This is a genomic window from Blautia sp. CAG:237, assembly GCF_000436615.1.
In the GTDB taxonomy this organism is placed as follows: domain Bacteria; phylum Bacillota; class Clostridia; order Lachnospirales; family Lachnospiraceae; genus Blautia_A; species Blautia_A intestinihominis.
The window spans coordinates 1-23901 of the sequence record NZ_FR886765.1; the positions used below are offsets into that span (position 1 = coordinate 1).

The 23901-nt window shown below is 45.1% G+C and carries 27 protein-coding genes; 6 read left to right on the forward strand and 21 right to left on the reverse strand.

The features are described from left to right. Nucleotides 1–79 precede the first annotated feature (79 nt). The 4 genes from rplK to rpmG are packed head-to-tail and all read right to left on the reverse strand — an operon-like array spanning nucleotide 80 to nucleotide 1514. On the reverse strand, nucleotides 80–505 hold the full coding sequence (gene rplK, locus QZL69_RS12115; RefSeq protein ID WP_015540664.1) for a 50S ribosomal protein L11: 426 nt from the start codon (nucleotides 503–505) through the stop codon (nucleotides 80–82). A gap of 57 nt (nucleotides 506–562) precedes the next feature. Further along, nucleotides 563–1078 (reverse strand): transcription termination/antitermination protein NusG, encoded by a 516-nt coding sequence (gene nusG / locus QZL69_RS12120; RefSeq protein WP_022215465.1) that lies wholly within the window; start codon nucleotides 1076–1078, stop codon nucleotides 563–565. A 16-nt stretch (nucleotides 1079–1094) separates the two neighbouring features. After that, nucleotides 1095–1304 carry a preprotein translocase subunit SecE gene (secE, locus tag QZL69_RS12125; RefSeq protein WP_022215466.1) on the reverse strand — a complete coding sequence of 70 codons (210 nt, stop codon included), beginning with the start codon at nucleotides 1302–1304 and terminating at the stop codon, nucleotides 1095–1097. A 60-nt stretch (nucleotides 1305–1364) separates the two neighbouring features. Further along, on the reverse strand, nucleotides 1365–1514 hold the full coding sequence (gene rpmG / locus QZL69_RS12130) for a 50S ribosomal protein L33 (RefSeq protein ID WP_044925727.1): 150 nt from the start codon (nucleotides 1512–1514) through the stop codon (nucleotides 1365–1367). 266 nt (nucleotides 1515–1780) lie between these two features. Between rpmG and QZL69_RS12135 the strand changes: the two genes are divergently transcribed. Both QZL69_RS12135 and QZL69_RS12140 read left to right on the forward strand, forming a co-directional pair. Beyond that, a complete protein-coding gene (locus QZL69_RS12135; RefSeq protein WP_022215468.1) occupies nucleotides 1781–2566 on the forward strand; it encodes an ABC transporter permease in 786 nt (261 codons plus the stop codon). 1 nt (nucleotide 2567) lies between these two features. After that, a complete protein-coding gene (locus tag QZL69_RS12140; RefSeq protein WP_022215469.1) occupies nucleotides 2568–3305 on the forward strand; it encodes an ABC transporter ATP-binding protein in 738 nt (245 codons plus the stop codon). Nucleotides 3306–3354: 49 nt separating this feature from the next. Here QZL69_RS12140 and QZL69_RS12145 read toward each other — a convergent pair whose 3' ends face one another. From QZL69_RS12145 to QZL69_RS12155, 3 genes are read right to left on the reverse strand one after another with little or no spacing between them, the layout of a single operon-like run. Continuing rightward, entirely contained in the window at nucleotides 3355–4191 is an 837-nt protein-coding gene (locus QZL69_RS12145; RefSeq protein WP_022215470.1) for a glycosyltransferase, read from the reverse strand. 4 nt (nucleotides 4192–4195) lie between these two features. Beyond that, complete coding sequence (locus tag QZL69_RS12150) at nucleotides 4196–5032, reverse strand: LicD family protein (protein WP_022215471.1); 837 nt, start codon at nucleotides 5030–5032, stop codon at nucleotides 4196–4198. Then, on the reverse strand, nucleotides 5001–6419 hold the full coding sequence (locus QZL69_RS12155; RefSeq protein WP_022215472.1) for a sugar transferase: 1419 nt from the start codon (nucleotides 6417–6419) through the stop codon (nucleotides 5001–5003). Before QZL69_RS12155 ends, QZL69_RS12150 begins: the two co-directional genes overlap by 32 nt. 377 nt (nucleotides 6420–6796) lie before the next feature. Here QZL69_RS12155 and QZL69_RS12160 point away from each other — a divergent pair, with 377 nt between their 5' ends. Both QZL69_RS12160 and glgD read left to right on the forward strand, forming a co-directional pair. Continuing rightward, entirely contained in the window at nucleotides 6797–7936 is a 1140-nt protein-coding gene (locus QZL69_RS12160; protein ID WP_022215473.1) for a glucose-1-phosphate adenylyltransferase, read from the forward strand. A gap of 1 nt (nucleotide 7937) precedes the next feature. Beyond that, nucleotides 7938–9053: a glucose-1-phosphate adenylyltransferase subunit GlgD gene (glgD, locus tag QZL69_RS12165; RefSeq protein ID WP_022215474.1), complete on the forward strand. Its 1116-nt coding sequence runs from the start codon at nucleotides 7938–7940 to the stop codon at nucleotides 9051–9053. A 13-nt stretch (nucleotides 9054–9066) separates the two neighbouring features. Here glgD and QZL69_RS12170 read toward each other — a convergent pair whose 3' ends face one another. The 13 genes from QZL69_RS12170 to QZL69_RS12230 all read right to left on the reverse strand — a co-directional run bounded on the left by QZL69_RS12170 (nucleotide 9067) and on the right by QZL69_RS12230 (nucleotide 22099). Beyond that, nucleotides 9067–9777, reverse strand: coding sequence for a histidine kinase dimerization/phospho-acceptor domain-containing protein (locus tag QZL69_RS12170; RefSeq protein WP_022215475.1), 711 nt, complete (start codon nucleotides 9775–9777; stop codon nucleotides 9067–9069). Between the two features lie 464 nt (nucleotides 9778–10241). After that, nucleotides 10242–10784: an HdeD family acid-resistance protein gene (locus QZL69_RS12175; RefSeq protein WP_022215478.1), complete on the reverse strand. Its 543-nt coding sequence runs from the start codon at nucleotides 10782–10784 to the stop codon at nucleotides 10242–10244. Continuing rightward, nucleotides 10768–12624 carry an ATP-dependent zinc metalloprotease FtsH gene (ftsH, locus tag QZL69_RS12180; protein ID WP_022215479.1) on the reverse strand — a complete coding sequence of 619 codons (1857 nt, stop codon included), beginning with the start codon at nucleotides 12622–12624 and terminating at the stop codon, nucleotides 10768–10770. The genes QZL69_RS12175 and ftsH overlap by 17 nt, the downstream gene beginning before the upstream one ends. A 151-nt stretch (nucleotides 12625–12775) precedes the next feature. After that, nucleotides 12776–14515, reverse strand: a complete 1740-nt coding sequence (locus tag QZL69_RS12185; RefSeq protein WP_022215480.1) for an acetyl-CoA carboxylase carboxyl transferase subunit — start codon at nucleotides 14513–14515, stop codon at nucleotides 12776–12778. Nucleotides 14516–14572: 57 nt separating this feature from the next. Beyond that, the gene (locus tag QZL69_RS12190; RefSeq protein ID WP_022215481.1) at nucleotides 14573–15949 is read right to left on the reverse strand and encodes an acetyl-CoA carboxylase biotin carboxylase subunit; all 1377 of its coding nucleotides are present in this window, start codon (nucleotides 15947–15949) and stop codon (nucleotides 14573–14575) included. 10 nt (nucleotides 15950–15959) lie between these two features. Beyond that, on the reverse strand, nucleotides 15960–16388 hold the full coding sequence (fabZ, locus tag QZL69_RS12195; protein WP_022215482.1) for a 3-hydroxyacyl-ACP dehydratase FabZ: 429 nt from the start codon (nucleotides 16386–16388) through the stop codon (nucleotides 15960–15962). 21 nt (nucleotides 16389–16409) lie between these two features. After that, nucleotides 16410–16877, reverse strand: coding sequence for an acetyl-CoA carboxylase biotin carboxyl carrier protein (gene accB, locus QZL69_RS12200; protein ID WP_022215483.1), 468 nt, complete (start codon nucleotides 16875–16877; stop codon nucleotides 16410–16412). A 6-nt stretch (nucleotides 16878–16883) separates the two neighbouring features. Continuing rightward, the gene (fabF, locus tag QZL69_RS12205; RefSeq protein WP_022215484.1) at nucleotides 16884–18125 is read right to left on the reverse strand and encodes a beta-ketoacyl-ACP synthase II; all 1242 of its coding nucleotides are present in this window, start codon (nucleotides 18123–18125) and stop codon (nucleotides 16884–16886) included. Next, entirely contained in the window at nucleotides 18122–18871 is a 750-nt protein-coding gene (fabG, locus tag QZL69_RS12210; protein WP_022215485.1) for a 3-oxoacyl-[acyl-carrier-protein] reductase, read from the reverse strand. Before fabG ends, fabF begins: the two co-directional genes overlap by 4 nt. 11 nt (nucleotides 18872–18882) lie before the next feature. Beyond that, nucleotides 18883–19803, reverse strand: a complete 921-nt coding sequence (gene fabD, locus QZL69_RS12215) for an ACP S-malonyltransferase (RefSeq protein ID WP_173906891.1) — start codon at nucleotides 19801–19803, stop codon at nucleotides 18883–18885. Next, entirely contained in the window at nucleotides 19796–20734 is a 939-nt protein-coding gene (fabK, locus tag QZL69_RS12220; RefSeq protein WP_022215487.1) for an enoyl-[acyl-carrier-protein] reductase FabK, read from the reverse strand. Before fabK ends, fabD begins: the two co-directional genes overlap by 8 nt. A gap of 26 nt (nucleotides 20735–20760) precedes the next feature. Beyond that, entirely contained in the window at nucleotides 20761–20988 is a 228-nt protein-coding gene (gene acpP, locus QZL69_RS12225) for an acyl carrier protein (RefSeq protein WP_022215488.1), read from the reverse strand. A gap of 97 nt (nucleotides 20989–21085) precedes the next feature. Beyond that, nucleotides 21086–22099 carry a beta-ketoacyl-ACP synthase III gene (locus tag QZL69_RS12230; protein ID WP_022215489.1) on the reverse strand — a complete coding sequence of 338 codons (1014 nt, stop codon included), beginning with the start codon at nucleotides 22097–22099 and terminating at the stop codon, nucleotides 21086–21088. A gap of 335 nt (nucleotides 22100–22434) precedes the next feature. Between QZL69_RS12230 and QZL69_RS12235 the strand changes: the two genes are divergently transcribed. Continuing rightward, the gene (locus QZL69_RS12235) at nucleotides 22435–22782 is read left to right on the forward strand and encodes a hypothetical protein (protein ID WP_022215490.1); all 348 of its coding nucleotides are present in this window, start codon (nucleotides 22435–22437) and stop codon (nucleotides 22780–22782) included. Nucleotides 22783–22902: 120 nt separating this feature from the next. Here QZL69_RS12235 and QZL69_RS12240 read toward each other — a convergent pair whose 3' ends face one another. Further along, nucleotides 22903–23343: a hypothetical protein gene (locus QZL69_RS12240; RefSeq protein WP_022215491.1), complete on the reverse strand. Its 441-nt coding sequence runs from the start codon at nucleotides 23341–23343 to the stop codon at nucleotides 22903–22905. Nucleotides 23344–23635: 292 nt separating this feature from the next. Between QZL69_RS12240 and QZL69_RS12245 the strand changes: the two genes are divergently transcribed. Then, on the forward strand, nucleotides 23636–23901 hold a 266-nt coding region (locus QZL69_RS12245), incomplete at its 3' end, for a helix-turn-helix domain-containing protein (protein WP_291519611.1).

Sequence of the window (23901 nt, forward strand, 5' to 3'; positions counted from 1 at the left end):
TTTCTTTCCTCGTTTCATTTCTATAACCTCCTGTGGTATTTGCGGGGAACGCCCTCCCACTTACTATTTAATATTAAAATTAATCAACTACTTCGATTCCCATACTTCTTGCAGTACCAGCGATCATGCTCATAGCTGCTTCAAGGGATGCTGCATTCAGGTCTTTCATCTTCAGTTCGGCGATTTCCTGAACCTGAGCTTTTGTTACTTTTGCAACTTTTGTTTTGTTCGGTACGCCGGAACCGGATTTGATGTTAGCTGCCTTCTTAAGAAGAACTGCTGCCGGCGGAGTTTTGGTTATGAAGCTGAAACTTCTGTCTGCATAAACAGTGATAACTACAGGAATGATAAGATCTCCCTGATCTGCTGTTCTTGCATTAAACTCTTTTGTGAACTGTACAATGTTTACACCGTGCTGTCCAAGAGCCGGACCAACCGGTGGTGCTGGAGTTGCTTTACCAGCAGGAATCTGTAATTTAATATAGCCTGTTACTTTTTTTGCCATTTTTCGGCACCTCCTATGTGGTATTGGCGGGGGTTGTTCCCTCCCACTTGAATGTGTTTACGCTTTCTTAATATCTGCGAAACTTATTTCTACCGGCGTTTCGCGGCCAAACAATTCAACATTGATAGTAACCGTCTGCTTCTGAGTGCTGAGCGCAGAAATAACGCCTGCGGTGTCCTTCCAGGCTCCGCCTGTTACGACAACCATGTCACCCTCTGCAAAATCTACCTGAATGTCTTCTTTCTTGATTCCTAACGGAAGCATTTCTTCTTCTGTAAGAGGAACCGGTTTGGATCCCGGTCCTACGAATCCGGTAACGCCTCTGGTGTTACGAACAACATACCAGGTATCATCATTCATGACCATGTTGAGAAGCACATAGCCCGGAAACATTTTTTTCTGGACCTGCTTTGCAGCACCGTTTCGCATCTCTACTACATCCTGCAGCGGAACGCGAACTTCCAGAATCTGGTCTTCCAGGTGTCTGTTTTCGATTGTTTTTTCAATGTTGGCTTTTACTTTGTTTTCATACCCTGAATAAGTATGAACAACATACCATTTTGCTTCTGACATACAATCACCGTTATCCTTATTTCATTAAAAGATTTACACCTTCCAGGATTGCAGAATCCATAATACTGATGATCACAGCAAGTACTACTGTAATGGCAACAACCGCAATGGTCTGTTTAACCAGTGTAGGTCTGTCAACCCAGACAATCTTTTTGAATTCCGATTGAAGTCCCTGAAACCATTTTTTCTTCTGACCAGTGCCAGCAGATTTTTCTTTCTCTTGCATAGTCTAACCTCACAATTCGTTACTGCTCACGAAGTGAACAGTCACCTTAATTCTTTGTGATTACTTTGTTTCCTTGTGCAGAGTATGGGTACGGCAGAACTTACAATATTTCTTTGTTTCAAGACGCTCAGGATGATTCTTTTTCTCCTTGGTCATATTGTAGTTACGCTGCTTGCACTCCGTACATGCCAATGTAATCTTAACGCGCACAACTTCCACCTCCAGTGTTTTCATTTGCGTGAGTCTTTCTTTTATTTTTTGCATAAAAAAAAGACCTAACTTCCATGTCGCCCGTCTAGTTTATCACACCTTATACATGAAGTCAAGTGTTTTGCTTTTTTTTATAGAAGTATTTCTTATAAAAATAAGTTTTCTCTTGTCAACGTTCCCTCTGTAGTGTATGATAAAAAAGTCGAATGCCCTCAGTTTTCTGGGGGTCTATAATTTTATCAAAAATAAATATAGGAGCGGATTTTATGTTTAATCGATTCAAGGATGACTTGAAGAAGTACTGGAAGTACGCAATCTATTCTTCCAAGGCTCAGTTAAAATCCGAAATAGCCAATTCCTATCTGAACTGGCTGTGGTGGGTACTGGATCCTCTTTGTTTTATGCTGATCTATGTATTCATGTTCGGATATGTTTTCAAGTCCAATCAGCAGTACTTTGCAATTTTCGTCTTTATTGGTATCACTCTGTGGGACTTTTTTAATAAATCTCTTTTGCAGAGTGTCAAGGTAATCAAGGCCAATAAGCCGATCGTATCCAAAGTATATATACCGAAATTCATCCTTCTTTTTGTCAAGATGGGCGTTAACGGATTTAAGATGTGTATTTCCCTTCTTATTATTCTCGCCATGATGCTTGTATTCAGAGTTCCTGTAACCTGGAATGTTCTGTATTTCATTCCTATTCTGATGACTCTGATTGTTATTGTATTTGGATTTTCCTGTTTTCTCCTTCATTACGGAGTATTTGTAGAGGATCTTTCCAATGTGCTGAACATTGTGCTGCGTTTCCTGTTTTATCTGACCGGTGTATTCTGGAATATCATGGACAGGCTCCCGGCACCTTACAACGATTATATCGGAAAGGGAAACCCTATTGCGTTTTTGTTGACTGCCTCCCGTGACTGCCTGATCTACGGCAAAACACCTCACAGGAAACTTCTTCTTATGTGGTTTGTTGTCGGAGTTATCATCAGTATCTTAGGTGTACGTAAGATCTACAAAAATGAAAACAGTTATGTAAAGGTGATATAATATGGAAGAGAAACATGCTATTGAAGTTACTGATCTGGTCATCAGCTACCAGAATCTCAAGAAAACTTCTATCAAAAAGAACCTGTTACAGTTCCACCGTCAGAAGGCTGACCGTTTTGTAGCTGTAAAGGGAATCTCCTTCTATGTTCGTGAAGGTGAGATCCTTGGAATCATTGGCAAGAACGGATGTGGTAAGTCCACCACATTGAACGCTCTGGCCGGCATCTTTTCTCCGGACAGCGGAACGATCGATCTGAAGGGACATTCCATTTCCCTTCTGTCCATTGGTGTTGGTTTCCAGCGTGAAATGACCGGAAGAGAGAATATCATTCTTTCCGGTATGCTCCTTGGTTTCTCCGAGGAGGAAGTTCGTGCAAAGGAAGCTGAAATTGTTGAGTTTGCTGAACTTGGTGAATTTATTGATATGCCTGTAAGGACCTACTCAAGTGGTATGTACTCCAAGCTGGCATTCTCTATCACCGCTATTCTGGAAACAGACATTATGCTGATCGATGAGGTCTTAAGTGTCGGTGACCAGAAATTCAAGAAAAAGAGTTACAACAAAATGAAAAGCCTGATCTCCAATAAGGAGCGTACTGTTATCATCGTATCCCACAGTATTGAGACTCTTCAGGAACTGTGTGATACCGTTATGTGGATGCATGATGGACAGATCAAACGAATCGGTGAGCCGAAGCCGGTTCTTGAAGAATATGTAGACTTCATGGAGAAGAACTAAAAAATGTGCTGGTCATCAGATGTGATCAGCACATTTTTTATACATAAACTTATTTGACATTTCTTAAGAAAAGATGATAAAACTTTTCCCTGGCTCCGCCCGGAATCATTCCGACTGTTGTACGGACCAGACAGTTCTTAATATATTCCTTACGGGTAATAAATTTCTTACAGTAAAGATATCTCTGGAAACGCAGTACCCAGTGAAGATACTCTCTGCCGCCTCTGCGGTCATACATTCCATTTCCGGTACGCATATCAAGAATCACTTCCTGAACATTATATCCCTTGCACCCTTTACGCAACATACGCACCCACAGATAATAATCCTCAAATCCCGGGAAGTCCTGATAATTTCCCGCATGAAGAACAGCCTCCCTGCGGAACATCATACATGGATGATTAAAAGGATTTCTCTTCTTGGCATACTGCAGGATTTCCTCTGAAGTCCTCGGCAGCACTCTCAGGCGATCCATATCGCCCGGTTTCCGGGAAAATTCCTGCAAAGTACCACTCACCAGATCATATCCATCACGTTCTATGATGCGGAACTGTCTCTCGCATCGATCTGGTCTGCTGATGTCGTCACTGTCCATTCTGGCGATCACAGAACAGCGGCATCTTGGAACGCCTACATGTAAGGCATTCCCCAGCCCTTTATTCTCCTTGAGGCGAATAAGCTGAAGCTTTTCTCCCATCTGTTTCTGCGCCCATGTGATTACCTCATTCAGTTCATGGGACAAAGGTCCGTCACAGACAAGTACAAAATCTGAAAAAGGCAAAGTCTGATTCAGCATGCTCTCAATGCTCTGCCGCAAAAACTCCGGATTTTCTTTTCCATATACCGCCATCAGAACAGAATATGTCATCTCTGAATCTGTTCCCATACGATCACTCCTTAATTCTGGTATTATGATGGTTCATCTCCTGAGCGGACGGCGGATTCCAGTACTCTCCGTACATCTGGCGGAGAACAAAATCATAATCCTTCGGTCCTCTCAGCGAAATATCCTCAAACGGATAATCTGCACCTTTACCGTAGTGCTTCCTGTGGAACATTTCCTTGAGCTTGTGGATCCCCATAAAATTTACCAGATATGGTGAACTGTCATAGGAATATTTCTGCATCATACGATCCAGACGCTTCAGTTCTCTGTCTGTACGGAAAATCTTCTCTACCGGAAGGATCTTGCCTGCATTGATCAGGATCTGTTCATGCAGCGGTCTCTTGCGCTTGAGATCGACGTTTGTCGAAAACAGGGAATAATTTACCCTCGCTCTTGCGATCAGAAGCCGGAAGCAATGAAATTTACGAAGATATTTGTTGCCCGGCATTCCATCCAGAGGAAAAATATCGATCCATGCTTCTTTTTCCGCATCAACAGCTGCGGATTCATCGATCACCTTGACACGGCTGTCTGTGATCCTCGGTACATAATGATGATAACCTTCTGTTTTCTTAAAGCTGCAGTAATGAAGGTATTCCGGAAGTTCTTTCTCTGCGATCTTCTCGAAGCGTCTGAAATCCGGTCTCGGCATTCCCACATCAATATCATCATCCCACGGGATAAAGCCTTCATGTCTGACCGCACCCAGCAGTGTTCCTCCGAGTGCATAATAGCGCAGATGATGTTTCTTGCATATTCTCAGGAATTCTTTCAGAATGTCCAGCTCTACAAGCTGAAGTTTCCTGAGATCATTTTGATTCTCTGTTTTCTGTTCTGCCATGGTGAAGATCCTCCCCTGTAATTTCCTCTACGGAATCTTTCAGTGCATTTACCTGATTATCATCTACACCCTCAGAAACTTCCTTCTGGAAAAAGATCTTAACTGTCATCAACAGAAGTTTCAGATCGAGGAAAAACGAATAGTTCTCAATATAGAAGAGATCAAGTTTGAGTTTATCATATGGTGTCGTATTATATTTGCCATAAACCTGTGCATAGCCGGTAAGTCCTGCTTTAACTTTCAGACGATAATAAAATTCCGGAAGTTCCTTACGATATTCACGCATAATTGTCTTACGTTCCGGTCTCGGACCTACCAGGGACATGTCTCCCTTAAAGACGTTGAATAACTGCGGAAGCTCGTCCAGATGAAGATTACGAAGGACCTTACCGACCGGTGTGATCCTGGAATCATGTTTGGATGCAAGTCGCGCACCATGTTCCTCAGAATCCACACACATACTGCGGAATTTGCAGATCTTGAACGGCTTGCCACCAATAGTAAGTCTCTCCTGGAAATAAAATACAGGACCACCGTCGTATAATTTGACACACAATGCCGCGATCAGCATGATCGGAGATGCCACAACAATTCCAATCGCAGATACTACGATATCCAGAAGTCTCTTGGCTGCACGCTGTTCCACAGAAAGTCCCATGTTCTTAGCAACCAGAAGTGGTGTGTCAAAAAGATGGATACGTTCACTTCCCATCAGAATGACATCCGAGATCTTCGGACTCAGATAACAACGGATAGAATGTGCAAAACAGTGTTTCAGATAACGGTTCCTGATCTGTGAAGGAAGATCCCAGATGATAACTCCGTCATATTCCTTCATCAATCGATAAATTTCTTTCTCTCCTGCATCAATGTGAACCTTGCCGCTGATGTCATATTTATCCTTACGGGAATTCATCTTGTGGATCAGGTCCCCCGGATCTCTGTCCCCGTAGATCACCAGCAGTTTACGCGCACGGTAAAGTCTGGAATAAATATATCTTGACATCCAGATCCAGATCAGAATGATCACAAACTGTACCAGCGTCATCTCCACCATCGGCCACGGATCAAGGAACCAGCGGTTAATCAGGGTTATCTGGAAATATGTGATAACATTCGTACAGATCGTCGCGATCGTCATCGAATAAAATACATCGATACGCTTCAGGTAACCGACCTTGAGTCCTCCATATAATCTGGAAAACAGGACATTGATCAGGGCATAGATCGCGATCAGCACCCAGTTACCTTTTCTCCAGAAAGGTTCAAAGATCAGACCACGGTAAAAATCGTACCAGATATACGCAAAAACAGCTGTCTGGGCGATCACCACAAGGCTTGCCAGACAGAAAACAACAAAGCGTTTAAAATCTTCTCGTCTTTTCACCAGAATACCTCTTATTCTAATCATATATTATTTCTTTTTCCTGACGTTGCTATTATAACGTATATCTTCTTTTCCGTCCAGTCATTGCAAAATGTTTGCCGTTTTTCCGCTCTTTCGGGTGTGGTTTTATGGATGTTTCCGACAATTTTTATTCGTATTTTGTAGTATTTTGTAGTATTTTAGTGCATTTTACATGATTTTTGTTTGTTTTTTACTTATTTTTCCTTTTTTTTCATTTTTTTTAATGCATTCTTTACAACACGCAATTTTTTTCTTCAATAAAATAGACTTTTTTGCTCAAAAATGTAGAAATGTTTTTGTAAAAATTGTATAATAGGAGATATACAAGCATTATTAAAGGAAAGTGAGGGTTCACTATGAAACAAAACAACATGTTAGCGATGATCCTGGCTGGCGGCCGTGGCAGTCGTCTCCATGAACTTACCAACAAAGTTGCCAAACCGGCAGTTTCATATGGCGGTAAATACCGCATCGTTGATTTCCCGTTAAGCAACTGCGCTAACAGCGGTGTCGACATCGTGGGTGTTCTTACCCAGTATGAATCTGTCCTTCTGAACAGTTATGTAGCAGCAGGCGGTCGTTGGGGTCTTGATGCAAGAGAAAGCGGAGTTTTCGTTCTCCCGCCTCGTGAAAAAGCCGATGCTGATCTGGACGTATACAGAGGTACTGCTGACGCTATTTCTCAGAATATCGACTTTATTGACAAATACTCACCAGAATATCTTCTGGTTCTCTCCGGCGACCATATCTACAAGATGGATTATGACAAGATGCTGGATTACCACAAGGAAATGAATGCAGACGCTACCATCGCTGTTATCGAAGTACCGATGAAGGAAGCAAGCCGTTTCGGTATCATGAACACAGACGGTGACGGACGTATCGTTGAATTCGAAGAAAAACCTGAACACCCGAAGAGCAATCTTGCATCTATGGGTATCTATATCTTTAACTGGAAACTGCTTCGCAAGATCCTTCTTGCAGATATGAAGAATCCTGATTCTCACCATGACTTTGGTAAGGACGTTATTCCATGTCTCCTGAATGATAAGAAGACACTTGCAGCTTACAAATTCAAAGGCTACTGGAAGGACGTAGGAACCATCGATTCTCTCTGGGAAGCAAACATGGATCTTATCGATTCCCGCAACGAACTGAATCTGAACGATCCGGCATGGAAGATCTACACAGAAGACACATCCGCTCTTCCTCAGTACATAGGACCAAACGCCAAAGTAAATAAGGCCTTCATTACCCAGGGCTGTGTTGTAGAGGGTGAAGTAAATCATTCTGTACTGTTCACCGGATGTAAGGTCGGCGAAGGTGCCAAGATCATCGACAGTGTACTGATGCCAGGCGTAGAAGTAGCTGCAGGCGCAGTTGTACGGCGTGCTCTTGTTGCCGATAATGTCAAGATCGGTCAGGATGCTGTTGTCGGCAGCGCAGACAGTGAAAATATCGAACTCGTGTCCAAACGTGTAAAGGGGGTAGAATAATATGGCAAGAGCATTTGGAATTGTCACATCTTCCGGATCCCATGTTAATGTAGGAGGACTTCAGCAGTATCGTCCGATCGGTGCTTTCTCCTTCCTTGGAAGATATCGTGTCATCGACTTTCCTATTTCAAATATGAGCAACAGCGGCATCGACCGCATTCAGGTATATGTAAAGAACAAACCGCGTTCTCTGGTAGAGCACCTCGGAACCGGCCGTCATTACAACATCAACTCCAAGCGTGGTAAACTCCAGCTTATGTTCTCCCAGAACAGCTCAGAGAACGATGTATACAATACAGATATCGCAGCTTTCGCTGAAAACCTTGAATTCATCGAGCGTATGCATGAACCCTATGTGATCATCGCTCCTGCTTACATGGTATACGCTGCAAACTACAGTGAACTTCTTCAGGCACATATTGATTCCGGTGCGGACATTTCTCTTCTGTATCATTCCGTTGATAACGCAAGAGAATCTTTTCTGAACTGCGATATCCTGAACCTGAACAAGCAGAAAGGTGTCGAATCCATCGAAAAGAACCGCGGAAGTGCTCAGAAACGCAATATCTTCATGGATACCTATATCATGAACAAAGAGCTTTTCATTGACCTCATCAAAAAAGCCAAAAAGATCTCTTCCATGTACACTCTGCCGCAGATCGTAGCAGCTTCTCTTGGAGATCTGGATATCCGTGGTATTGCACACAGAGGATACTTTGCATCTATCACTGACTTTAACAGTTATTACAATGCAAACCTCTCTTTGATCGATATCAAGACTGCTGAGGGACTGTTCAATCCGGAATGGCCAATCTACACCAGAACCAACGATTCCTGCCCGACTCAGTATCTTGAGGGAGCAGATGTTAAGAATTCCGTTATCTCCAACGGCTGCATCATCGAAGGAACCGTAGAGAACTCCGTAATCGGACGTGGCTGCCAGATCAAACCTGGTGCTGTCGTTAAGAACAGTGTTGTACTTGCTCATACTGTAGTTGGTGAGAATGCACACATTGAGAATCAGGTTATGGATAAATGGGCCAGGGTTATCCATGGCAATGAGATCATTGCTGAGGAAGGACATCCTGGATATATCCGCAGAGATGATATACTGTAATCCAAACTTTCTTTTAATAAAATGAAAAAATACCCGGCGGGCAGTTTGTCCATCGGGTATTTTTTCGTCTCTGATCCTTTTTTATAAGATAACGGTAATCGTTAATCCTCTGCCATTTTTGTTCTCTGCCGTGATACTGGGATTCTCCGCTTTCCATTTCCATGACCTCTGTGTTTGCATCGATGATCGTCAGTGGTGTCTTGAGCTCGTGGCTCGCGTCTGTGATAAAGCGTTTCTGTTTCTGGATACTCTCTTCTACCGGTCGGAATACCATCCTGGAAAAGATCACTACCAGCAGAAAGACGTATTTTGCTCCGTCTTCTGTCTCCGTCACTCTGTAGCGGTAGATTCCCTGGAATCCTGTGGTTTTGTTTTTTTGCTGAGCTGTCTGTGTGTATTCCTCGGCAGTCTCCTCATCAACCGCTGCGATCCTGTCCAGATCACAGTCTGTGACTTCTCCGTTCTCATCCACAGTCACAGTAAAATAGCGAGTCTCAAATGGCGTCTCCACAGAAAAACGACTCTTGTCTTTTTTATCATTCTCTGGTTTCGCCGGTGGAGTCTCTGTGTCGTCCTGCTCATGCCGTGACGGCTCCTCCGGGAATTTCCCGTCGTTCTGTTCGAGAAGTGCTGTCATTTCATCTGCACGGTCCAGCATTTCTCTGTAATTGCTGAAATTGACAACGCCCATGATGGCGGTGAGCACCAGCATGGTCGAAAGCATTGCCACTAGAATAAATTTTTTCTTAAATCCCGTATCATGACTGTATCTCCAGATAATAGCCCTGTCCTCGTGCTGCTTTGATCTCCACGTTACGGTCTGTTGAGAGCACCTGACTCGGGTTTGCCGCAAGGAGTTCCATGACCTGAAACTCCTTGTTTGGCAGTCTGCACGCATCTGTGGGGGATTTTAGTTCAAAGGTGGTGCAGTCAAGGGAAAGATTTCCGACTTTTAATGTTGAGCTGACGGCTGCTGTCCGAGGAACTATCGGTAGATTCTGCCGCTGTCGCCGCGGAGTTTCCTGCTGCGTAAACGCTTGCTGTTGACATACTTAATACTAATCCTAACATTACTGCTACATATTTTTTCTTCATAAAAAAGTTCCACCTTTCTGTGTTCGTTTCGATAAGTACACTATACAGGTGGAACTTTAATTTTACTTTAAAGTAGTTGTAAAGATTTTGTGATCAACGATAATATCTTTTTCCACTGAATGCTGTCACTACGCACTCAATCCCCTCAAGGATCAGATAAGAGCCAACCAGCACTCCCATGGAAAGAATCGTGACCATCGGCCGGAACACCAGCATAATCCCGACGATCAGCCCAAGAATATTCAGGATCAGGGAAAGTGTGTAGTAAGTACTTCCAAAATGCATCTTCATATACTGCAGATGCGAAAGTCTGGAAATACAGTGTGCAATGATCCAGATCGGAAGGATCATTGCGATCGCCCAGGTTCCTGCACTCGGATGTACCATCAGCATAAAACCTGCCATGACACCCAGAATTCCAGTCACAAGGGAAATGATCGGTCCGAAACCGGTGAAACGTTCCATTTTAACATACAGAACAATATCAGCGATTCCACTGAAAACTGCGATCAGTCCACACAGTACTACGATCCAGGTAATAATGCCTACCGGCTGTTTAATGATAAAAATCCCAAGAATGATCAGAACGATTCCCAAGATCAGCTCTGTCCATCCAATGTCAGACTGTCTTCTCATGATCGTTCGCCTCCTTTGTTTCACTTCCGTTCAGGATCGCCATAAACTCATCTCCCGTGATCGTCTCTTTTTCATAGAGATAATTAGAAAGTTCATCAAGTTTCTGGCGGTTGTCCAGAAGGATCTTTTTCGCTTTTTCATGTTCTCTCTTGACGAGTTCAACTACCTGACGGTCGATCTCTTTCTGCGTATCTGCGGAGCATGCCAGAGATGCATCACCACCAAGGTACTGATTTGTCACCGTTTCCATTGCCACCATGTCAAAATCATCGCTCATACCATAACGGGTGATCATAGAACGTGCGATCTTGGTCGCCTGCTCGATATCATTAGAAGCACCTGTGGTCACTTCGCCGAATACAACTTCCTCTGCGGCACGTCCACCGGTAAAAGTCGCGATCTTGTTTTCCAGTTCTTTCTTTGTCAGAAGGTATTTATCCCCCTGTTCTACCTGCATGGTATAACCAAGTGCACCGGAAGTTCTCGGAATGATCGTGATCTTCTGGACAGGTGCGGAATGTGTCTGCATTGCTGCGACAAGAGCATGTCCGATCTCGTGATATGCGACAACTCTCTTCTCCTGATCGGAAAGTACGGCATTTTTCTTCTGGTATCCTGCGATAACGACTTCGATGCTCTCTTCAAGGTCTGCTTCTGTCACAACTTCGCGGTTGTCGCGGACTGCACGAAGAGCTGCTTCATTGACAATATTGGCAAGTTCCGCACCGGAAGCTCCGGATGCCATTCTTGCGATCGTATGGAAATCTACATCATCAGAAAGCTGAACTTTCTTTGCATGTACTTTAAGGATTGCTTCACGGCCTTCAAGATCCGGAAGTTCCACAGGTACACGGCGGTCAAAACGTCCCGGACGGGTCAATGCCGGGTCAAGAGATTCCGGACGGTTGGTCGCTGCCAGAATGATAACACCATTGTTTCCTCCAAAACCATCCATCTCTGTAAGAAGCTGGTTCAGAGTCTGCTCACGTTCATCATTGCCGCCTGCCATCTGACCGTCACGTTTCTTGCCGATGGCATCGATCTCGTCGATAAATACGATACAAGGAGCCTTTTCTTTTGCCTGGCTGAAAAGATCACGGACTTTGGATGCGCCCATTCCGACGAACATCTCGACAAATTCAGAACCGGACATGGAGAAGAACGGTACATCAGCCTCTCCGGCTACCGCTTTTGCCAGCATAGTCTTACCAGTACCTGGAGGGCCTACGAGCAGGACTCCTTTCGGCATGGAAGCACCGACTTTGGTGTATTTTTCCGGATTGTGAAGATAATCAACGATTTCCTGAAGATTTTCTTTTGCTTCTTCCTCACCTGCAACATCGCTGAAATGAATTCCTTCGGTTGATGGTACATAAACCTTGGCGTTGCTTTTTCCCATTCCAAATGCCATAGAATTCTTGCCGCCCGCCTGGTTCATCATTTTGCGGCCCATATACTGGCCAAGTGCGATAAAGATCACCAGCGGAAGAATACCTGTGAGCAGAAAACTTGCCAGCGGTGATATCTGCTGATCGATCTCCTTGGAAAACTTCGCTCCGGCATCGTAAAGACGCTCTGTCAGAGTCGGGTCGTCCATCACACCTGTTTTGTAAACGATATTCGAGTCATCCTTGTCTGTAAAAAGGATCTGATTGTCCTCAATCTGGACATCCTCAATCTTTTTGTCTTCAATCTTTGACATAAAAGTTCCATAATCTACTTCCCTGACCATGCTCTTCGTGATCATCGGTGTCACGATCACGTTAAAAATGACAAGGACCAGAAGCACGATTCCGTAATAATAAAGCAATGGCTTCTTTGGTGATTTCACTTCTTTCATGAAACAGTTCCTCCTTACCCTGGTTATCTTTTAATTCATTATCCATTATATCCCAGATCCGGTCTTTTTTTATATAGACAAAATCCGCAATATGTTCGATTTTGTCACACATTGCGGATTCTGTCCTACGTTTCTTTTTTTATGAAATTTATCAGAATTTGCGAAAACGCGCATATCTCATTTCAAGGAGTTCTTCTTCTGACAGAACTGTATACTGCTTAAGAAAAGCACGGATTCTGTCATCCAAACGCTCTGTCACCTGCCACAGACTTTCAGGAGTCAAATTCTCCGGTTCCGGGATCACCTGCTCGATGATGCCTTTCTGATAAAGGTCAGATGCTGTCAGTTTCATAACTGCTGCTGCTTCTTTGGCTTTGGTGCTGTCTTTCCAGAGGATGCTTGCAAAACCTTCCGGTGAAAGGATGGAATACACGGAGTTTTCCAGCATCCATACCTGATCTCCGGCCGCAAGTGCAAGGGCACCGCCGCTTCCGCCTTCGCCTGTCACGATAGACAGAACCGGCGTCTTCAGTCCGGCAAGTTCCCGGAGATTACGGGCAATTGCCTCGCCCTGTCCCCGTTCTTCTGCCTCGATCCCGCAAAATGCTCCCGGGGTATCCACGAAACAGATGACCGGTCGGTGAAATTTCTCTGCCTGTTTCATCAGACGAAGAGCTTTGCGGTATCCTTCCGGCATCGGCATGCCAAAGTTGTGCGCGATATTTTCTTTTGTGTTGGTTCCTTTTTCCTGCACGATGACAGTGACTGGTCTTCCATGGAATTTTGCGATCCCGCCGATAACTGCCCTGTCATCTCCGTAGTTTCGGTCTCCGTGGAATTCCATGAAATCAGTAAAAAGTGCTTCTATATAATCACTGCCGGACGGACGGTCTGTCTTTCGTGAAAGCTGGACACGTTCCCAGGCTGTGAGGTACGGGTTGATGCCTGCGTGGGCAACATCGGATTTCGGTGAAAATTCATCCTTATTTATATAAGAAGCTTTTTCATTTTCCGAAGTACTGTCTGCGCTCTGCCCCTCATGCATCTCCAGGATCTTTCCAAGTGTTTCTTTCAGATCCTCACGTCTTACAATGTCATCCACAAAACCGTGCTCTACAAGAAATTCTGCTCTCTGAAATCCCTTCGGCAGTTTCTGGCGGATCGTCTGCTCAATGACACGCGGTCCTGCGAATCCGATCAGTGCTCCCGGTTCTGCCAGAATGATATCTCCCAGCATTGCAAAACTTGCCGTCACACCTCCAGTCGTAGGTTCCGTCAAAACACTCACATAAAGTAATCCTGCTTTACTGTGGCGTTCCAGTGCCGCCGATGTCTTTGCCATCTGCATCAGAGATGTAATGCCTTCCTGCATTCTGGCTCCGCCGGAACAGGCAAAAATGATGACCGGAAGTTTTTCTTCCGTTGCACGCTCTACTGCTCTGGTGATTTTTTCACCGACAGCCCAGCCCATGCTCGCCATCAGAAATCTTCCGTCGCAGACTGCGATCACGGCCTCTCTGCCGTTTATTTTGCCCCTGCCTGTGACAACCGCTTCCTTAAGTCCTGTTTTCTCTTGAAGTGCCTGCACTTTTTCCGGATAACCTTTGTAGTTTACAGGATTTCCACCAGCCAGATCATGATCCCACTCTTCAAAAGTTCCCTCATCAATGACCATCTGAATCCTTCGGTATGCATGGATACGAAAATATCCTCCACACTTCGGACAGATATAATTTCCCTGTTTTACATCTTCTGCAATGATCGCCGCTCCGCACTTGTTGCATTTGCGAAGAAGTCCTTCCGGCACTTCTGGTCTGGAAGCACGGGCTGCATTATGGCTCTGTATTCTGGAAACAATTCTTGTCTTTTTGAACATGTTGTCCAACTTCATGGTCATTCACTCCTGTTATATCTGTTAATCCGAATTTTCGGACACCTGTCTGTTATCTTAACCCACTCTCTTCTCCGCATCCAGTTTCTTCGCTTTGCTTTCCATCCGTTCGATAAACTCTACATCCGTATTCCCGGACTGAAAATCCGGGTGATCCAGGATTTCATACTGGTAGTCCACGTTGGTGTCGATCCCCTCAATGATCACTTCACCAAGTGCACTCTGCATCTTACGGATCGCTTCGGTACGGTTCTTTGCCCACACGATCACCTTCGCGATCATGGAATCATAGTACGGCGGGATCGTATATCCACTGTACACTGCAGAGTCAATACGGATTCCTTTTCCACCCGGAAAATACATGTCTGTGATCGTTCCCGGTGACGGTCGAAAACCTTTGGACGGGTTTTCGGCATTGATCCTGCATTCGATCGCATGACCGGTAAGATGAATATCTTCCTGCTTGCAGGAAAGCGGAAGTCCGGAAGCGATACGGATCTGCTCTTTGACAAGATCCACGCCAGTCACCCACTCTGTGACCGGATGTTCCACCTGGATTCGGGTATTCATTTCCATGAAATAAAATCTGCCATCTTTATCAAGAAGGAATTCAATCGTTCCGGCATTTTCATACCCGGCTGCTTTTGCCGCTTTTACTGCTGCCTCACCCATTCTGGCACGAAGATCATCGGAAATCACCTCGCACGGAGACTCCTCGATCATCTTCTGATGATTTCGCTGGATGGAGCAGTCACGCTCTCCCAGATGGATCACATTTCCAAACTTATCTGCCATGATCTGAAACTCGATATGTCTTGGATGACGCACAAAATGTTCCACATACATCGTGGAATCGCCAAAAGCCATCTGCGTTTCTTTCTGTGCAGTACGGAAACTTTCTTCAAAATCTGCCAGAGTGTCAGCAACTCGCATTCCTTTGCCGCCGCCTCCGAGAGCAGCCTTGATGATGACCGGATACCCGATCGTTTCTGCTTCTTTCATTCCCTCTTCTACTGTGTAGATTGGATTTTTACCGCCGGGAATGATCGGAACACCTGCATTTGCCATCGTGTTTTTTGCCGCCTGTTTATTTCCAAGACTTGCGATCACACTGGATGGCGGTCCGATAAAAGTAATATTACACTGCTCACAAAGCTCTGCAAAACGACTGTTTTCGGAAAGGAAACCAAATCCCGGATGGATTGCATCGGCTCCTGTAACGATCGTCGCACTGATGATATTTTCCATGCTGAGGTAGCTCTGGGATGACGGTGCCGGTCCGATACAGACTGCCTCATCCGCAAGCTGTGTATGAAGCGCATCTCTGTCCGCTTCTGAATAAACAGCCACTGTCTCTATTCCCATTTCTCTGCATGCGCGGATGATCCGCACCGCGATCTCCCCTCGATTCGCGATCAGCACTTTTTTAATCATAGTGTGTCACCTATCCAATCATAAAAGTCAGTTCTGCATCAACTACCACTTTGCCGTCGACACTTGCAACTGCATGACCGACACCTACCGGTCCTTTGCATTTGATAATTGTCGTTTCCAGTCGAAGCTTGTCTCCCGGGACAACTTTTCCACGGAATCTGCAGTTTTTGATCCCGCCAAAATATGCGATCTTGCCTTTGTTTTCTTCAAGGCTCAGGATTGCTACAGCTCCTGTCTGCGCAAGAGCTTCCACCATCAGGACACCCGGCATGACCGGTTCCTGCGGGAAATGTCCCCTGAAAAAGTCCTCACGGAATGTCACACATTTATAACCGACGGCATATTTGCCCGGTTCATAATCCTCGATATAATCCACCAGAAGAAATGGATGTCTGTGAGGAAGAATCTGTTCAATTTCTTTTACACCTAATTTATTCATGATCTATACTCCCCAGTTACTTCACACAATCCGGAACAACGGCTGTCCATACTCCACTGCCTGTCCGTTCTGCACATAAATCTCTGCAACTTTTCCGTCGAAATCGCTTTCGATCTCGTTCATCAGTTTCATCGCTTCCACGATGGCAAGTGTCTGGCCTTTTTTCACCTGATCACCAACAGAAACAAACGGATCTGCATCCTCAGACGGTGCTGCATAAAAAGTTCCCACAAGAGGAGATTTTACGATCATACCCTCCGGCTCGCTGGACGCTGCCTGTACAGTTTCAGCATTTACAGTCGCCGGACTGGCTGCTGCCTGTGCTGCTGCAAGACCCGCGATCGGCACATCCGGCTGATTTCCTGCAACCACTACCGTTTCTTTTTTCTTCTTCAGATGAATGCTGGTTCCGTTTTCTTCGTAAGCAAAATCTGTCAGTTCAGAATCTGATACTGTTTTTATTAATATAAGAAGATTTTCAAACTCCATAATCTATCAACCCTCGTATTTCTTCACAAGAAGTGTCGCATTGTGTCCGCCGAAACCAAGAGAATTGCTCATTGCATAGCGGATCTCTTTTTCCACCGGAGCACCAATCGCATAATTCAGGTCACACTCTTCATCCGGCTCTGTGGTTCCAACGGTCTGATGGATAAATCCCTCTTCCAGAGATTTTACACATGTTACAAATTCCACACCGCCAGCTGCACCGAGCAGATGTCCGATCATGGATTTGGTTGAATTTACAACCAGATTTTTTGCCGCATCTCCAAATGCCTTGTGGATCGCTCTTGTCTCAAACAGGTCGTTGTGGTGCGTGCTTGTTCCATGTGCGTTGATGTATTCCACCTCAGATGGCTGTACGCCGGCTTCTTCCATTGCCAGTTCCATTGCTCTTGCTGCGCCTGCTCCGTCCTCTGCCGGAGAAGTGATATGGAAAGCATCAGCTGTTGCACCGTAACCGACAAGCTCGGCGTAAATCCTTGCGCTTCTTGCCTTCGCATGCTCCAGTTCCTCAAGGACCACGATGCCGGCACCTTCACCAAGCACAAAACCACTTCTGTCTTTGTCAAACGGGATAGATGCTCTTGCGGCATCTTCTGTTTTGGTAAGGGCAGTAAGGGCAGTAAAACCTGCAACACCTGTCGGGCAGATACAGCTTTCCGTTCCACCTGCCAGCATGATCTCGGCATCCCCGTACTGGATCGCGCGGAATGCATCACCAATGCTATGAGTTCCGGAAGCACAGGCTGTCACAACATCTGTACATTTGCCGCGGAGTCCGAACTGAATGGAGATATTTCCTGCTGCCATGTTGGAGATCATCATCGGTACCATCAGAGGATTTACTTTTCCAGGTCCTTTGGTGAGGATTTTTTCATAGTTATTCTCTACCTGCGGAAGACTTCCGATACCGGAGCCAACGATCACGCCTGCGCGGAAAGAATCTTCTTTTTCCATATCGATCCCGGAATCTTCCAGGGCTTCTTTTGCTGCCGTCACTGCATACTGGCAGAACGGATCCATACGTCTCGCAGATCTCGGATCCATATGGTCTTTTGCGTTAAAATCCTTCACCTCTGCGGCAATCTTTACTTTGTAATCGGTGGTATCAAACTTCGTGATCGGTCCGATGCCGACTTTTCCCTCGCGGATCCCTGCCCAGAAATCCTTTACATTATTTCCAATAGGGGTAACTGCACCAAGTCCGGTGACAACGACTCTTCTCTTACTCATATGACCATTCCTCCATCGACCTGAATTACCTGTCCTGTGATGTATGCAGCATCGTCAGATGCCAGAAAAGCGACTGTTTTTGCGATATCCTCCGGCTTGCCAAAATGTCCGAGCGGAATCTGTGCGGCAGATGCTTTTTTTACTTCTTCGGATAATACTGCTGTCATTTCTGTCTCAATAAATCCCGGTGCCACTGCATTTACAGTAATTCCACGGGATGCAAGTTCTCTCGCCGCACTCTTTGTCATGCCGATGATCCCTGCCTTGGATGCCGCGTAGTTTGCCTGTCCTGCATTTCCGGCAATTCCAACTACAGATGCCATGCTGATGATACGTCCGCTGCGCTGGCGGAGCATCTGTCTGGAAACAAAACGCATCATATTAAAAGTTCCCTTGAGGTTGACATCGATCACACTGTCAAAATCTGCTTCTGACATTCCCATCAGAAGGCCATCCTTTGTGATTCCTGCATTGTTCACCAGGATATCAATACTTCCATGTGTCTTTACGATATCTTTTACAGCACTTTCGCAGGCTTTATGATCAGCGACATTCCACTGTCTGATCTCTGCTTCGCCGCCTTTTTCCTCAATTTCTTTCTGCACTTCTTCTGCACGTTCCAGAGAACCGTTATAATTGATCACAACTGTTGCACCTCTCGACGCAAGTTCCAGGGCAATGGCTCTTCCGATTCCTCTGGAAGCACCTGTTACAACAGCAACTTTCTTTTTATTCTGCTCTGCCACTTATTTTCTCCTTATTTAAGTTCCTCACACACCAAAACAGCTTCTTCCCAGCTTCCAATGTGATAGGATTTTACATTTTTATCGATCTTTCGAAGGAATCCTGTCAGTGTTTTGCCCGGTCCGATCTCTACGAAGGTATCCACGCCTTCGCGGATCATGGTCTCCACACTCTGCTGCCAGCGGACAGATCCGCTGACCTGCGCTACCAGAAGTTCTTCGATCTTTCCGCAGTCTGTAATTACCTCTGCGTTGATGTTCGCCACATACGGAACTTTCAGGGGATTCATACTGACTCCGGCAAAAACCTTCGCCAGTTCTTCTCCTGCCGGTCTCATCATCGGTGAATGGAAAGGTCCACTTACTTTAAGCGGAAGTACCCTTCTTGCACCTGCCTCTTTGAGAGCTGTTCCCGCCTCGGCAACTGCTTTCGCTTCACCGGTAATGACAATCTGTCCCGGGCAGTTGTAGTTTGCAATGGAAACGCCCTCTCTGCCATTTAAGACATCCTCAATGACTGCTGCATCAAGTCCGAGTACTGCGGACATTGCCCCGGTTCCTTCCGGTGCTGCATGTTCCATAAAAATCCCTCTGGAGCGAACAGTGCGTACTGCATCCATGTCGCACATTCCGCCTGCCACTGCGATCGCACAGTATTCACCAAGGCTTAAGCCCGCTGTCATATCCGCATGAAGTCCCATTGCTTCGACAGCTCTCGTCATTGCAAGACAGGCTGTTACCATCGCTACCTGTGTATATTCTGTTTTGTCCAAAAGATCATTTTCTTCGAAACAAAGTTTCTTAAGGTCAAGATCTACCGCTTCAGATGCCTGATCAAAAACGGCTTTGGACAGAGGACTTTTTTCATAAAAATCCTTTCCCATTCCAACTGCCTGTGCGCCCTGTCCCGGATAAATAAAAGCGATCTTACTCATCTGCATTTACCCCGTTCATCAGCTTGCCTGCATCGACAACAGTTGTTTTGATGATGTCTTCACAGGAACGTTCCTCTTTGATCATGCCTGCAATCTGACCTGCCATCAGGCTTCCGTTCTTTGCATCACCTTCCTGAACGGCTTTTCTGAGGCTTCCCAGAGTAAGCTGTTCCAGTTCCTCAAACGGTGCGCCTGCTTTTTCCAGTTCCAGATATCTGCGGACCATGTCGTTACGGAGAACACGGATCGGATGTCCGGTGCTTCTTCCTGTTACACGACTGTCGATGTCTTTTGCTTTGATGATGCTGTTTTTATAATTTTCATGGATCACAGATTCTTTGGATGCTGCAAAAACGGTTCCCATCTGGATTCCTTTTGCGCCAAGCATGAATGCTGCTGCCATTCCTCTGCCATCTGCGATACCGCCTGCTGCGATCACCGGAATCTTCACTGCGTCAACGACCTGTGGAACCAGTACCATTGTGGTAAGCTCTCCGATATGACCGCCTGCCTCACAGCCTTCGGCAACGACCGCATCTGCACCGCAGCGTTCCATACGTTTTGCAAGTGCTACGGATGCAACGACCGGGATAACTTTGACTCCGGCTGCTTTCCAGTCTGCCATGTATTTCTCAGGGCTTCCGGCTCCTGTGGTAACGACTTTGACGCCTTCCTCCACGATAACCTTAGCAACTTTTTCTGATTCCGGATTCATCAGCATGATATTGACACCAAACGGTTTGTCTGTCAGTTTCTTTGTCTCACGGATCTGCTCTCTGACCCATTCTGCCGGCGCACCGCCTGCTGCAATCAGTCCAAGACCGCCTGCATTGGATACAGCTGCTGCCAGATGACATTCCGCAACCCATGCCATGCCACCCTGGATCACCGGATATTCAATTCCTAATAATTCTGTGATCTCTGTTTTCATAATAAAATCCTCTTGTCCTGTGACTCTTATGCCTGATGCTCTGTCAGGTAGTTCATTGCGTCTGCTACGGTTGTGATCTTTTCAAGATCTTCACTTGGAATCTCTACAGAAAATTCTTCCTCAAGTGCCATTGCCAGCTCAAAAAGATCAAGGGAATCTGCATGAAGATCATCCATGAAGGATGTCTCTGCAGTGATCTCTGCTGCGTTTGCTCCTAAAGTGTCTGCTGTAAGTTCGATGATTTTTTCTAACATTTTTGTTTTCTCCTTTTTCTATATAAATTTAAAATTATATGATCTCTATTTTTCTGTATCTATTTAATATTGCGATATTGGATATCTGCGAATTGCCTCATCCTTTCGTATTGCTGTCAATTTCCCATTCCAATACACTCGCTCCCCACGAAAGTCCGGCGCCGAATCCTGCCAGAATAATTCGCTGTCCCTTTTTCAGGACGCCCTTCCGGTTCAGTTCATTCAGCAAAATCGGAATGCTCGCGGATGACGTATTTCCATAATCCTGAAGGTTCATTGGAAACTTCCCGATATCCAGGCGAAGCCGCCTCGCAACTGCATCCACGATCCTCGCATTCGCCTGGTGAAGAACAAACCAGTCAATGTCCTCTATAGAAAGTTCATTTTCTTTCAAAACTTCCTGTATCACCTGCGGAACATTGCGGACCGCAAACTGAAAGACATCCTTGCCATTCATGGTAATGTATTCTGTTTTTGCTTCTTTGCAGTCTCTGTCAATACTTCGGATTCTGCCTGCGGCTCCCGGTCCGGTAAGTGCCGATCCGCCTTTTCCATCGGAGTGTGCCGCCGGTCGGTAGCTCTTGCCCTCTGCTGCCTTTAGAAGAACCGCTCCGGCCCCATCTCCAAACAGGATGCAGGTTCCGCGATCCGTCCAGTCCACCAGTCTGGAAAGACTCTCACTTCCTATGACCAGGATCGTCCGGCAGATTCCGGATGAGATATAAGCCTGGGCAGTATTATAAGCAAAAAGAAATCCGCTGCACGCAGCATTGAGATCAAATCCGACTGCTCTGACCGCTCCAAGTATTTCCTGTACCTGACAGGCTGTACATGGAAAAACCCGGTCAGCTGAACCCGTTGCCACCAGAATCATATCTACTTCTTCCGGTGAAACTCCGGCTTCCTCAAGTGCCTGGCGGCCTGCTTCCGCTGCCATGGAAACTGTCGTTTCCTTTTCCACAATGCGCCGTCGCTCCACACCAGTCCGTTCCCGGATCCATTTATCACTGGTATCTACAAAACCTGCGATCTCATTGTTATCCAGAACTCTCTCAGGGACACAGGCTCCCGTTCCCCGGATGACTCCGGTTATGGTCTGTTCTTTATTCATAATAGTTGTTTCCTCATATTCCTAATTTGTTTTGATTTTAGAATATTTTGATTGTCAAAGTATATCTCCAAAAAAAGCTTTTGTCAAGAGAAAAAATTAACAACTTTGCATTCCGCAGCTTTCTGGTTTGTATATAAACACAAACATGCACGTTTCATATTTATTTTCTCTTTTTCTCTGATATACTAAATCTGTAAAGCAGTATTCCTATGGAAGCCTGCTTTTTTCTTTAAAAAGAGCTGAAGAGGTTATCTAAACTTTTTCAGCTTTTCCTTTTGTCGATTTCGCGCTATAATAGAGTTATCAATATACAACATAGGAAGGGAGATTTTATCATGTCCAAAACAATCCGTGAATTAACAGAAGACCTGCTCGCAGCACCATCCGCATGTGCCGAAGTCAAAGAAACTGCACAGAATTATCTCGATGCTATCGGCAGCGAAAATGAAGCTGCTGCTGCCAAAACATTCGTAGCAGAACTTGAAGAAGACATCATGCCGATCGACGGTCTGATTGCTTTCGCAGAGTCCGATATGGGTGCCAAAGTTTTCGGTGAAGAAGGTGCAAAAAACATCCTGATCCACGCCAAAGAGATCAAATCCAACGGAGCAAAATACTGCGACTGCCCTGCATGTGCAGCGTGTGAAGCACTGCTTGAGAAGAAGGATGAAATCCTGAAATAAGGGTTATTGTTTATCAGATAATTACATAAGCATTTAGAATGCCCAGACAATGCCGCATACGTTTTATCGGCTGCCATTGTCTGGGCGTTTGTCTGACAAGCTAAAGAGACCCGCTGACACTTATTTAATGTTCATTAGCTTCTCCTGCACTTTCGCCGGAACTCTGATCAGCTCGAACTTCCAGAAAATACTATATATGTAAGAAATACCAAAAATCTGCCCTATCGCCTTCGGTCCTTTATATTCCGGCAGGATCAGCTCTGCTTTTCCATCTATATCACAAATCTGAGTTGCATCGATCACTTTGTGAAACGCCAGAAGCACAGAACTTCGAGTCAGAGTTTTGCTGCTTTCCTTACGGGACACCAGCAGTTCTCCACTGTATTCCCCGTTTCGCTTTCTCTTCACAACATAAGAAAACGGAAGCCCCGATGAAGTATTAAAAAACTCCCCCTGCCCTGCCAGAAGTGCATCCCACAATAATTTATCAAGTTCTGTTTTCTTCTCCAAAATCCCCTTCTGCAGCCTTTTCACTGCCACCTCACGCTCGCTCTGATACATACTCACAAAACATCACCGTTCCTTAGTCTCAAGTGTTTTAGTTTTTTATAATTAAGTCATTATGTGTAATATATCACTTAATTTAAGTCTGGCATTACGCAAGAACGAAACGCTCTTTAATCTTACCAGTATCTCCAATATTTCTCTTCCAAAGATAATTTTGTCTCTGGTTTTATTCCATATTTTTCCAAAATTAAGTATTATATATCTTGCTTTTTATATTTCAGGTTTTATATATCCTGTTTCCAGTAAGTTAGTGATATAAAATGTCACAAAAAGGAGAATTTGTGATATGAATACGAAGGAAAGTTTCAGCACACGGCTTGCGCAGTTAAGAACGGATGAAGAAATCTCTGCCAGAGAAATGAGCCTTGATCTTGGTCAGAATCCCAGTTACATAAATCGAATTGAAAATCAGAAAGCTTATCCATCTATGCAGGTCTTTTTCTATATTTGTGATTATCTCAAAATCACTCCTGGAGATTTTTTTAACCAGCATATGAGTTACCCGAAAGAAATAAATGAATTAATCAAAATCCTTCAGAATCTGAACTCCGA